The 12,308-nt window shown below is 38.6% G+C and carries 10 protein-coding genes; 2 read left to right on the forward strand and 8 right to left on the reverse strand.

The features are described from left to right. Positions 1 to 20: 20 nt before the first annotated feature. The 6 genes from RFH42_RS00310 to RFH42_RS00335 all read right to left on the reverse strand — a co-directional run bounded on the left by RFH42_RS00310 (position 21) and on the right by RFH42_RS00335 (position 8,508). Positions 21 to 1,163: a toxic anion resistance protein gene (locus RFH42_RS00310; RefSeq protein WP_308973544.1), complete on the reverse strand. Its 1,143-nt coding sequence runs from the start codon at positions 1,161 to 1,163 to the stop codon at positions 21 to 23. Between the two features lie 7 nt (positions 1,164 to 1,170). After that, positions 1,171 to 1,968 carry a tellurium resistance protein gene (locus RFH42_RS00315; RefSeq protein WP_308973545.1) on the reverse strand — a complete coding sequence of 266 codons (798 nt, stop codon included), beginning with the start codon at positions 1,966 to 1,968 and terminating at the stop codon, positions 1,171 to 1,173. A gap of 269 nt (positions 1,969 to 2,237) precedes the next feature. Continuing rightward, positions 2,238 to 4,658, reverse strand: a complete 2,421-nt coding sequence (locus RFH42_RS00320; protein ID WP_308973546.1) for a CSLREA domain-containing protein — start codon at positions 4,656 to 4,658, stop codon at positions 2,238 to 2,240. Then, on the reverse strand, positions 4,655 to 6,478 hold the full coding sequence (gene rbtA / locus RFH42_RS00325; protein WP_308973547.1) for a rhombotarget A: 1,824 nt from the start codon (positions 6,476 to 6,478) through the stop codon (positions 4,655 to 4,657). Before rbtA ends, RFH42_RS00320 begins: the two co-directional genes overlap by 4 nt. 103 nt (positions 6,479 to 6,581) lie before the next feature. Next, positions 6,582 to 7,286, reverse strand: a complete 705-nt coding sequence (gene hda, locus RFH42_RS00330; RefSeq protein ID WP_308973548.1) for a DnaA regulatory inactivator Hda — start codon at positions 7,284 to 7,286, stop codon at positions 6,582 to 6,584. 22 nt (positions 7,287 to 7,308) lie between these two features. After that, on the reverse strand, positions 7,309 to 8,508 hold the full coding sequence (locus RFH42_RS00335) for an AI-2E family transporter (protein WP_374990731.1): 1,200 nt from the start codon (positions 8,506 to 8,508) through the stop codon (positions 7,309 to 7,311). A 134-nt stretch (positions 8,509 to 8,642) separates the two neighbouring features. Between RFH42_RS00335 and purM the strand changes: the two genes are divergently transcribed. Then, positions 8,643 to 9,713, forward strand: a complete 1,071-nt coding sequence (purM, locus tag RFH42_RS00340; RefSeq protein ID WP_308973549.1) for a phosphoribosylformylglycinamidine cyclo-ligase — start codon at positions 8,643 to 8,645, stop codon at positions 9,711 to 9,713. Next, positions 9,710 to 10,342, forward strand: coding sequence for a phosphoribosylglycinamide formyltransferase (gene purN / locus RFH42_RS00345; RefSeq protein WP_308973550.1), 633 nt, complete (start codon positions 9,710 to 9,712; stop codon positions 10,340 to 10,342). The genes purM and purN overlap by 4 nt, the downstream gene beginning before the upstream one ends. Positions 10,343 to 10,424: 82 nt before the next feature. Here purN and RFH42_RS00350 read toward each other — a convergent pair whose 3' ends face one another. Next, the gene (locus RFH42_RS00350) at positions 10,425 to 11,243 is read right to left on the reverse strand and encodes an alpha/beta fold hydrolase (RefSeq protein WP_308973551.1); all 819 of its coding nucleotides are present in this window, start codon (positions 11,241 to 11,243) and stop codon (positions 10,425 to 10,427) included. A 13-nt stretch (positions 11,244 to 11,256) separates the two neighbouring features. After that, on the reverse strand, positions 11,257 to 12,273 hold the full coding sequence (gene sppA / locus RFH42_RS00355) for a signal peptide peptidase SppA (RefSeq protein WP_308973552.1): 1,017 nt from the start codon (positions 12,271 to 12,273) through the stop codon (positions 11,257 to 11,259). Positions 12,274 to 12,308: the final 35 nt, after the last annotated feature.

A 12,308-nucleotide genomic window follows, 5' to 3' on the forward strand; every position in this document is an offset into this window, starting at 1 on the left:
AAACTTATTAAAACCCAAGTTTACAGCTTAGACTTGGGTATTTCTGTACTAGATTGCAATACAAGTTGATTTAAATTGTTCTGTAGGCTACGCAAGCGTACTTGAGCTTGTTCACGTTGTTGCATACCGTCTTTCTGAATTTGAATAACTTCATTCACTGTTTTGATTAAACTATTTTGCACATGTTCAAGTGTTTCAATATCAATAACAGAGCGTTGATTCGCCTTTGCCGTATCCACTGAATTTTGATGTAATAAATCAGCATTACGTCTTAATAACTCATTAGTTGCATCATCAATACTATTTGCTAATTGGACACTATTTTTTTGCTCTTGTAAGGAAATTGCTAGACTAATCTGATTTTTCCAAGCAGGTAAGGTGATATTTTTAATTGCATAAAACTTATCAACTAACATTAGATTATTTGATTGAATAATCCGAATCATTGGTAAAGTTTGCATCGCAGATTGTTGTAACACACGTAAATCACTTACACGCTTTTCAAGGTTATTTGCAACAAGGTTTAAATCATAAATCGACTGTGTCTTGGTTGGATCTTGCCCCTGATCATCACTTCCCAATTGTATGAGGGACTGCTGAATGGCTTGATATTTTAACTGCCCAGCTGCGATATAGAGACCCAACTGCTTATATTCATCTTGTACAGCATCAAACATTTGCTCTAAAGTATCAACACGATGACTTAAGCCACTTTGTGTAGTCTCAATTTCACTAACTAAACGATCTAAGTGCTGCTTTGTGTTATCAAATTGTTGACTGAAACTCTGCTTAGCACCACGAAATTTACTATATAGGCTGGCAAAAAAACCTGAATTTTTATTCGAGTTGAGCAAGTTTGAATGATTTATTTGTTGTGCGGTCTGTACTACTTCATTAAGCTTTTTACCTGTATCTTCGAGTTCATTATTTTTAACTAAAGACAAAAGCTCATCAGTATAATTTGAAGTTTTAGCAGCAATATTTTTACCATACTCAGCAACACGATTTTGACTAATTTCATCAAGTTCTTTATGTACATCCATGACTGCAGCAAAATCATCAGCATTTAAGCCAATTTCGGTTAAATTTAATTGTGAAAATTTTTGCTGTTGTTGCTCAGGTGTGAGCTCAATAATACGCTGTTGCAATTCTAATGTATTCATAATAATCCTAATGATTTTCTAATGCTTGCTTTAAACTTTGAATTAATCTATCACGGTTACGATTGAGTTCAGCCAAATCTGTTGTTGTATTTGTACGCAGATTTTCTTGGGCTTGTGTTAATTTGACATGATATTGCCAAACTGGAATCAAAACCTGTTGAGCTTCTTTAAAACGATCAATTAAACCCAAGGCTAACTGTTGATTAAGTTGCATCTGAGTCATGGCAATATCATGACTCGACTGTATGGTATTTAAGTTATGTATTTTTTGTTGCAAACGCTGCCTAAAATGCTCTAAGGCATGAGCCTCTCGTATAAAAACTGGGCAATCTGCTAAAAATTGTTGAGCTGCTGCAATATATTGCGCCATTTCTTCACGTAGAACTAAAAGCTGTTGATAACGCGTTTGCGACTGGCTCATTTCTAAGGCTAAACACCGACTTAAATGATTTGCTCGATCAATTGATTGATCTAATTGATGCATAAAATGCACCTTGCCACTATTAAACTCTAAATCGATGCCTAACCATTGTTGCAGACGATTGAAGCGCTTGTTTCTCAACTTCTTAGATGACTGTGATAATTTCTGAATAATATCTGTAATCGCTTGACTGAGCTGCTGACTTAAATCCGAATCAACGTGATTTAACAAGCTTGTTTGAGACTGTATGTTCTGCTGTGCATATTGATTTAACATTAATGGATGTTCTAACAAAGGCAACAGTTCACCGCGCTGAATCGAAAGCAACTGTTTAGTATCAAGGACTATCTGATGAAGCGGCCTTAAAGGCATCAATGTTTGCATAAATTCCTAGAGTACTCAGCATGATGACGAAACAATCACTGTGATCAAACAGTTACTAATATCAAATAATAAAGATTGTGCCAAAATATAGAATTACAATCGAATAAACTAAAAAAGAATAGGAAAATACATACTAACTACTTCATATAGTATGACTAAATCACAACATAAATAACAAGTCACATAAGAAAGCACCGCTCCATTACAAATGAAACGATGCTTTGTACGATGAATCACTAGATGACTTAATGAATATTTATGCGCTTTGCTTAAACACGACTAGACCTACGTCGTAAATAAATCAGTGTTAATAATGCAATAATACTCACCCCACCTACAGAACCACCGCCACTAGTTGCTCCTGTTGATGATCCTGTATTTTTAATATTGATTAAAGCCTCGTTAGAAGCCGCACCATCAGCATCATATACCACATATTTCAGTTTATAGTCGAATGGATCAAATGTATTTTTTAATTTGGCTGAAATTTTTCCACCATGACAAGTCAGTTTCACATCATCTGGACAAGGACCAGAGCGTTCTGATTGAATCTGAATAGCATCACGTAACTGGGTAAATCGAATTGCAAGGTCCTGACCTTTTTCATCGGCATAATAACTTCTTTTATGCGGCTTCGTAACAAGCTGAGCGACATCACCGTCACCATCATCATTGGTATTTTCCAATAAATTCAACGTGACCCAGCCATTGTCCCCAGGTGAAACGGTATATTGAACATCTTGCGCAATTGGGGCAATGTTACGAAATCTTGAAATAATATAACCAGATGATGATTTAGTTGGGTCAGACTTCATTGTCAAAGTATATGAACAGAACTCATCTTCATCATCAGGGGTTAAGTTATCATCAACCCGATATACTAAAATTTGTTTCAGTTCGCTTTTATCATCCCACTCACATCTGAGGTTAGGATCAAATTGCCCAGAAAATTTATGATTTTGATCCAGTTTACCATTACCTAATGCTTCAACCTTTACATCATATAAATCTGAACTCAAATGTTTGATCTCTCTCCCCCCATCACTATTTACCGTTTCATCGGGTATATTAGATTTAAAAGGGTCCACAAATATTGTTCTATATTTTTGTTTTTGTTTAGTTAGTCGGTGTAAATCACGATACTTTACAGCCTGTAAACGATAATAACCTAGAGTCTCAGGATCTGTTTTAGGGTTATTTAACGCTGCTTCAGAATCGTCTATTGCTTTTTGATACCCGTTAAGTAAAGTTATAATCGATTCATTCTGCCCCGAAAAATTATTAGCCGTTAATCGCAGCACTTCAGTTGCCCCAACATCACAGGTATTGGCTTTATCTGCATTACCTACAGAGTTCAGTGCGCCAGCTCGTTGTACTCCCCTTTGATCTAGAGCACTACAGCCAGATACATATCCGCTATCAATTAAAGGATTATTCCCCGTTAGCCTAGTAAAATAAATTGGCATAAAAGCGGTATAGGCATCAGGTTGTTTTTGCGATAAAGGGCTGAGAACTTGATCAAATGTATATTGATCCAATGCAATATTTTCTTTGGCAATATCTTCAGGTTTTTCACTGATTAATTGACATTGATCATTTCCACGCTTCAGTAATATGCCATTACCCTTTGCTGCAATATCAGTAACTTTGACATTTTCACGCTGATCAGCATCACGACATGATTGTCCTGAAGCAGCATTAAAAGCTAACACATTAAAATTTAATTCTTTTTTGCCGACACTATTATAAAGTAATGTGGAGTAAGCAGTATTTTGTACAATGGTATTACTTAATAATTCAAGAGAGCTATTCCCCAAGCTAAGCGGTACATTGCCATAAGGTGTTTTAGAACTAAACTGAATAATACTGCCCTGACTTGGATCTGCCTGATTCAGTCCTATGCTATTTGCAGTCATTTGAGCTCTGACTTGTCCACAATAAGCAATCGTACTTTGACTCTTTACTGACCCATTTTTCAGGATACTCATATAATCTATAGATATTTCACGCGCAGTTGTAGTGAGATTATCACTACAATTCATAGCTAAAACACTACCACGCTCAGCCTGACTCCCTTCTATTCGACCACGATTACTTGTAAAGCTACTATTCACACCATCAAGATAAATTGCTCCACCCTCTTTGGCCTGACTATTAAATATAGAAACATTACTGAGAATCAGCGCACCACCAGATAAGATTGCCCCACCGCGACTATCACTCACACCATCATGTAATTCAACGTTATTTAAGGTTACTGCAGGTTGACCAAAAGTGGCGCTATTCATAATCCGATGATTTCCAACAGCACGAATCTTCGTCTGTACTGCTGTTAAAGCAGGATAATCATTTTTTAGTACATCAATCTGATCATACTTAAAAGGGAGCTTACCTTGAATAATAACGTTTCTTGTGGGCTGTAATTCACGTTTGAGTTGGTATTCACCCGCTTCAAGCTGAATGATACTGGTTCTATTCGCTAACACCTCACCAACAGTACAACCACCATAGGCTTTACCCTTTGATGCAGTTTCAATTGCCTCTCTGAGTGAACAAGCATTGCTATTTTCCCCATCCTCATCAGCAAAGGTCGTGACATGAATCGTTCTATCTACAGTTTCAGCACTGATTGCTGCACTCATTACCGTTAATGTTGTAATAACGAGTGCCGTTTTTTTATATTGGATCATGTTTTACTTCCCCACTTTTGTCTTCCATGACGTAAAGCAATCACAGACACTAAGCCCAATAGCCCCCATAATCCTGTTGCTCCGCCTCCAGCCTTTTTATTTTCAATCCCTTCATTGGGCTCTTGCACTATTCGTGTTGGAATGGATACATATGGATTGGTCGAATCTGTAAAACGTGATGTGCTTGTTACAACCAATGAAGTAAATTCATCCATACCATGCCAATTACCATTTGGCACATAAGTAAATACCCCGTCTTGACTTGCTGTCAAAGTACCTTTTGAGTTTGGTGTACTATTTGATTGAACTATCTTTAGACATCCTGCTTGCCATGTTTGCCCATTGGGTTGTTGGCCAAACAAACGTACGCAAACATCAGGACTAACCAGCTCGCCATCTTTGAGCTGTTCATCTAACTTCATTTTTGCAACTTGACCATAAGAGATGTTTTGACCAATTTGTGGACTTGCATTGGGAGTGACATAAAGTTCAATAGCACCACGGTCACATAACTGAGGTTCAGCTGGGCGTGGCTTACCGCGTTGATCATCTACTGCGCAAGATAATAATTGACTATTATGCTCAGGTCCACGATTCACGATCGGAGAATCAGTGATAAACCGATAACTATTTAACAAACGAGGTTTAAAAAAGCCCCAAGCGCTGTCATTACTCGTACTATTAAATGGACAAAGTAGACCTTGGCTACTTATGTCACACTCTGCATCAATATCTTTACCAGCAAGTAAAACTGTATCTTTGGGTACGACTTGTCCCATTGTCCCTGCACAGCCAACACCATATAAATTATTACTAATGTTATTTGCATCCGTAGCATTATTCACTTGGCAGTCTTGGGAGCCATTGTTTAAAAGTATGCTATTCACCACATACGCTTTTTTAAATGGCGAATCAATAATTAGACCTTTATCATTCAAAATAATCGTGCTGTTATTTATACTCATACCATCAATAACACGTAGCACATATCCTTTATTATTAAAGATCGTACTATTACTAATACCACGACCTAAATTTGTGCCAATATCTTCTAATTGTTCTTTACTAAAAGGTTTTTTAACCTCTATATTTGCCGCCCGAGCATCGGTTGTTATATTGTCTCTCAGGACTAAACGGGCACCTATATACTGTAGCATCTCACTATAAATGACAGCACCTTGTTCAGCCTTATTGCCCTTAAACATCACATCAAGCATCTCCAGTGAAGCTTGTTTATCATCCTTATCATATTCACCGGCATTGTAAATTGCCCCACCTTGTTGCGCTTTTCCACCTTGTAGTTGGCTAACAATTATATTCAGTTTTTCTTTGTTATAGATTAAGCCACCTTGATTTTGACACAGGTTTTCATTACAACCTTTCAAGTTTAACTGTTGCAAGAAAACATGAATGGGACCTGGTTTATCAGTCTTTGGCTTTTCAGTTTCGCTATATCGTTCAATCCAAAATAGCCGATCTTTGCCTAGCATTTTAATAGAGGCATTATACTTTTCAGGTCGAGTTTCATTTGCACCTTGCTCAATCAAGGTTCGAATGACAAGATTTTTTCTAATTTTAATCTGGCTATTTAACTTATATTCAGTTTTGGGTTTTAAATAGATGGTACTCTCTGCATCCTCACCGCCACATCCCTTGTAACCCTCTTTAGGCATACCCAAGTTAACGTATTCAATTGCTTCACGAAGTGAACATTGCTGATCATCTGCAACGATGTCCTCAGTTGTTGTAACGTATATTGGTGCAGCATATGACTGAGTTGCAACAATAAAGAGTCCTAACAGTACGCCCTGCTTGAGCATCCAAATCTCCTTTTCATATTTTTATTTGTTCTAAACGCAAAAATACTTTACATATTTCCGCCCAATCTGTCACAAAATAAAAAAATAAACAAGGCTTTTGGGGTCAATGATACTCATTGATTAAGGCATATATTTGTCGTAACACAGCATGAGAAAGTTTAGTTTTTTCACCTTGTAGCAACTTTTCCAGTTGATCTACAGATTGAAGCAAGAGACTGGTTTGATGTGGACCATGATAAAGAAGATAGTCAATAATTTGCGCGTCAAAATGTACACCACGGCGTGTCAATACGGAATTGAGTAAAGACTTACGATCTGCTAAATCATCACCATTCGGTACTCTTACACTTACGGCTTGATTTAGGCGCGAACGTAGATCATATAATTCAAGTTTTAATTCTTTAGGTGCGAAACGCGATGAAAACACCAACTGACCACCGTCTTGCTGACTACTATTAATCAAATGGAAGATCGCAGTTTGCCAATGAGGCACGCCTAAAATTGCTTCAATATCATCTAAGGCCACTAAATCATAATTTTCTAAGGCACTGATTGCCTCAATAGGTGCATCTAATAATTCTAACAATGATACCTTTATGGCTGATTTACCAATTTCTTGATAAGAATCACAGATGGCGCTGAGTAAATGGCTTTTCCCCGTTCCAGCCTCACCATAGACATAAAACCGATGGACTAATCCTGCGTGTAGCTGTCTCACAGCATCAATTACAGCACCCCATCCAGGGCCAGAAAAGTCACTGATCTTCGCATCCAGATGAGGTTCTATATTCAACTGCAATTGACGCATCGGTTTTTTTTAACTCCAAATTTTATTTTACAGGCTGATCATCATCAGATGACTGCACTGTTGTTTGTACTTGTGATACCACATCTTGTACTTGGTCTGTAGGATTATACACTACATGTTGTTGCTCTGTATGGAGGTGATCACTCTCAATTACAAGTCTATTTTGATAAAAATCACTCTGTTGGTAATATTGGCGCAAGTGCTTAAGTAATACCACAATCACTGCCGCAACTGGTAAAGCAACCAACATACCCAAAAAACCACCTAACTGTGCGCCAGCCAAAACAGCAAATACCACGGCAACAGGTGATAAGCCAATTTTATCGCCCAATAAGAACGGCTGTAAGATATACCCCTCAATCACTTGTCCCAACATAAACACGCCAAAGACCATTGCCAGATGAACCCAATCTAAGCCAAATTGGAACAAAGCAGCTATGACCGCAGCAATAATGCCTACAGCAAAACCAAGATAAGGAATAATACTCGCTAGACCTGCAACCATACCAATAATGAGTCCCACCTCAATACCGACCAATTGCAATCCAACCGCATAGACAATGCCCAATAAGACCATCACCAAAAACTGACCTTTTACAAATGCTCCCAATACATCATGGCAATCTTTAACGATTTGCATGGTTTTCGTTTCAAAGCGAGGTGGAATGAGTGTATGAATGCGCGCCAGCATACGATTCCAATCTAATAAAAAGTAAAAAGTAATGATAGGAATAAGCACAACCGTACCACTGACTTGAATCACACTTAATCCAGATTGAACAATGGATAACAACATGCTTTGTATACTGTCCATGTTGTAATTGGTCTGTATATAATCCATGACAACTTTAGAAAGCTTATCAGTATCAATCTGCATATTTTCTAAATTAAATGTCACTGCCCCCCATGGCAGTAAAGTGTGATTCACCCACTGGATTCCTGCAGGTAAGCTATCACGAAAATAGACCAGCTGTTTCCAGACTAAAGGTACGACAAACCAGACTGCCCAAACCATCACCAAAGAAATGGCCAAAAAGACATTGGTGATCGCAAGCCAGCGTGGTAAAAATCTTGAGAGCTTATTCACAGGTTGACTAAATAAATAAGCAATAAAAAATGCAGCTAAAAACGGAATAACCACAGGTTTGAGTAGATAAAGAATCCATAACCCTATCCCGATTGCCGATAATATAAAAATGCGTTTTAAAGTTATATCGTGCATATCATCGCGCCTTATTGGTGATTCTTGGCAGTCTAAATTAAAATAATTAAATTAAGATAGCATTTTCGCATAGAATTAACATAAGAGTTTTACATAATCAGGTATAATCTCCGCGCGAATGCGGAGACTTCATTATGAGCAACACAACTTCTCAATCAAACACTGGTTTAAGTTACAAAGATGCTGGTGTGGACATTGAAGCGGGCGACGCACTAGTCGATCGAATCAAATCAGTCGCTAAACGAACAACTCGACCTGAGGTAATGGGTGGGCTAGGTGGTTTTGGCGCATTATGTAAAATTCCAAAAGGCTATGAAGAGCCTGTATTGGTTTCCGGCACAGATGGCGTTGGAACAAAATTACGTGTCGCATTAAATCTAAACCGTCACAATACCATCGGTCAAGATTTAGTTGCTATGTGTGTCAACGACCTTTTAGTTTGTGGTGCAGAACCACTATTCTTCCTTGACTATTATGCTACTGGTCACTTAAATGTTGACGTTGCTGCTGATGTCGTTACTGGAATCGGCCAAGGTTGTGAACTTGCAGGTTGTGCCCTAGTTGGCGGTGAAACAGCTGAAATGCCAGGCATGTATGAAGGCGAGGACTATGACCTTGCTGGTTTTGCTGTTGGTGTTGTAGAACAAAGTAAAATCATTGATGGTAGCCAAGTTAAAGCGGGTGACGTATTAATTGGTGTTGCATCTTCTGGTGCACATTCAAATGGTTATTCACTTTTACGTAAAATCATCGACATTAAAAATGTTGACCTAGAGCAAATCATTGATGGTCGCACTTTAGCAGATGTCGTGATGGAACCTACTCGTATTTACGTCAAACCAATTCTTGAATTGTGTAAACAAGTGAATGTACACGCAATGGCTCACATCACTGGTGGTGGTTTACCTGGTAACCTACCTCGTGTACTACCAAATGGTGCTCAAGCAGTGATTGATGAATCATCTTGGCAATGGCCTGAACTATTCAAATTACTACAACGCGAAGGTGGTGTAGAACAATTTGAAATGTATCGTACATTTAACTGTGGTGTGGGTATGGTTATTGCTGTTGATGCAGCTGATGCTCAAAACACAATCGACATTTTAAATGCACAAGGTGAATCTGCTTGGAAAATTGGACATATCCAAGACAATGCCGCTTCTGTCGCTGGTGCAGATGAAAAAATTCGTGTGATCTTTGCATGATGAAAATCGCAGTACTGGTTTCTGGCAACGGTAGTAATCTGCAAGCCATTATTGATGCAAAAGTATCAGGGCAAATCGTTGGTGTTATCTCCAACAAAGCCAATGCTTTTGCATTAAAACGTGCCGAACAGGCAGGTATTGCAACAGCTGTTATTGAACACAAAGATTATCCCGATCGTGTAAGTTTTGATGCAGTGATGCAACAACAACTACTTGATTGGAATGTCGATCTAGTTGTTTTAGCTGGTTTTATGCGTATCCTTAGCCCTGGCTTTGTTCAGCAATGGCAAGGTAAAATGCTCAACATTCATCCTTCACTGCTACCTCATTATAAAGGTATGCATACTCATCAACGAGTATTACAAAGCGGTGAAGTTTTTCATGGGTGTACTGTACACTTCGTTACAGCTGAGCTTGATGCAGGACCAGCTTTAGCACAAAGTGTACTCAAGATTGCCCACCATGATGATACCGATAGCTTAGCTCAGCGTATTCATCAGCTTGAACATTTTATCTACCCGTTGGTCATCGACTGGTTGTGCCAAGGTACGTTGCAATATCAGCCACAAGGCCATGTCACTTTCCGTGGTCAAGTGCTACATAAACCAATCCAGTTTAGTCAATTCTAAGATTTTCATTCAAACTGCGTTATCGCAAGGTCAATGAGAACAAAAAAATGCGCATCCATTGATGCGCATTTTTTATGCCAAATTAAACAGCTTGATGATCTAGGATCAATTGTTTCACTACATTAACTGTTGTCTCTGGATGTTCGAGTGGAAACATGTGGCCTCCCTCAGTAACTTGATAAGGAATACCCAATTTACGCTGCGCAATTTGTGGGAAACCGCGGCTTAAAAACTGGCTATCCTGCCCTACAACCATATTGACTGGTATTTTAGGCTGTGCCATAGGCAGCCACCAAAGCGACGGATTATTTCTAAAGATGGCCACCTCATCTGCTTTGGATATGGTCAATGTTACACCACCACGAACAGGATCATCAGTGAGCGCATATTGTAAATATGCTTGAAAACAATCTTCATCAAACTTTTGATAAAAACCTTTGGGTCTAAGCAATTCACCTGCTTGTTGGCGAGACTCCCAATGATCACGGCGTCGTACCGATAAACCTGCAGGTGTAATTTTATCTACAGTTTTAGGGTGAAAAATTTTCGCCAAATGAAACATAAGCGAATGCTTGCCCATAATAAAAGGTGGATCAAGCATAATCACCTGACGAAACAACTCTGGACGTTTCTTTGCTGCCATATAGGTCAAAACCGAACCCAATGAATGTCCCAAGCCAATGACTGCTTGGCCTTGACCTTGTTGAGTCACGCTATCAATAATCTGATCAACTAAATGAGGCCAATGATTACTAATTGGATATCGCTTATCTGGGCCAATCATTGGCACATAAACAATTTGATACTCATGGCTCAGTTGTTCAAATAATTTTGTATATACTTTCGATGGCACACCATTGGCATGCGCAAAATGTATTATCGGTTTATTGCTATTTGACATCATGTACTCGCAATTACTGAATCTTGGTTTGGTTTTGCGACTGCATTTGTTGCATCATTGCAGTGCCTAAGTGCTGTCCCATTTCACTTCCCATACGCCCCATAATTGAATCAAAAGGTGTACGTTCAACAGTGTAGTTAACTGTTTTTTTCATATCCAATTCACGTTTTAAACTTTCGATATTACCAGTCTTATCTGCAATACCCAATTGAATCGCTTGTTCGCCTGTCCAGAATAGGCCAGAGAAAATTGCGGGATCATTTGACTTCAGTTTATTACCACGACCTGTTTTCACAGCTTCGATAAAGTGCTTATGAACATTATCCAATAAAGCCTGAATATGTTGTTTTTGCTCGGCATTAATTGGTTTTGTCATACTCAAGATATCTTTATTACTGCCAGCTGTCATGGTACGGTCTTCAATACCTAATTTTTGAGCTAAACCACTTACTCCATAATTAGGCATAATTACCCCAATAGAACCCACTAAACTTGAAGGATTCACCCAAATTTGATCCGCAGCTGAGGCAATATAATAAGCACCTGAAGCGCCCATATCACCAATTACCGCATACACTTTTTTATCTGGATTTTGTTTTTTGAGGTACTGGATTTCCTGCCAGATGTCATCAGACTGTACGGGTGAACCGCCAGGTGAATTTATGTTCAGTACAACAGCTCGGCTTCCCTTCGCTTCAAACGCAGCTTTGAGTGACTTAATGGTATCGACACTATTTACAGACTGACTACCAGAGTCAATCGTGCCAATAATATTGACTACAGCTAAGTGAGGTTCAATGCTACTTGCCATGTTTTCACTTGAACTGCTCAAAGAGCAGCCTCTAAACATGAAGATTAATATTGCAAGTACATAAATCATGCTAACAAATTTAAAGAATATTCCCCAACGTCGACTACGCTGTTGCTCTTTTACTGATGAAAGCACTGCCTTTTCTAAAATCTTCCACTCTTGCCCTGTTGCTGGAAGCTCAGTTTTTTCTTTATGTGGTTGTGGTGGCCAATCGGACATAGTTAAGATGATCCAAATAGAAATTTAGGTGACTA

This window comes from Acinetobacter rudis (assembly GCF_031157835.1).
Lineage (GTDB): Bacteria > Pseudomonadota > Gammaproteobacteria > Pseudomonadales > Moraxellaceae > Acinetobacter > Acinetobacter rudis_A.

Bases quoted from the DNA above. Each gene is read 5' to 3' on its own strand.
- RFH42_RS00310 (WP_308973544.1), bottom strand. From the start codon at position 1,163: ATGAATACATTAGAATTGCAACAGCGTATTATTGAGCTCACACCTGAG.
- RFH42_RS00315 (WP_308973545.1), bottom strand. From the start codon at position 1,968: ATGCAAACATTGATGCCTTTAAGGCCGCTTCATCAGATAGTCCTTGAT.
- RFH42_RS00320 (WP_308973546.1), bottom strand. From the start codon at position 4,658: ATGATCCAATATAAAAAAACGGCACTCGTTATTACAACATTAACGGTA.
- rbtA (WP_308973547.1), bottom strand. From the start codon at position 6,478: ATGCTCAAGCAGGGCGTACTGTTAGGACTCTTTATTGTTGCAACTCAG.
- hda (WP_308973548.1), bottom strand. From the start codon at position 7,286: ATGCGTCAATTGCAGTTGAATATAGAACCTCATCTGGATGCGAAGATC.
- RFH42_RS00335 (WP_374990731.1), bottom strand. From the start codon at position 8,508: ATGCACGATATAACTTTAAAACGCATTTTTATATTATCGGCAATCGGG.
- purM (WP_308973549.1), top strand. From the start codon at position 8,643: ATGAGCAACACAACTTCTCAATCAAACACTGGTTTAAGTTACAAAGAT.
- purN (WP_308973550.1), top strand. From the start codon at position 9,710: ATGATGAAAATCGCAGTACTGGTTTCTGGCAACGGTAGTAATCTGCAA.
- RFH42_RS00350 (WP_308973551.1), bottom strand. From the start codon at position 11,243: ATGTCAAATAGCAATAAACCGATAATACATTTTGCGCATGCCAATGGT.
- sppA (WP_308973552.1), bottom strand. From the start codon at position 12,273: ATGTCCGATTGGCCACCACAACCACATAAAGAAAAAACTGAGCTTCCA.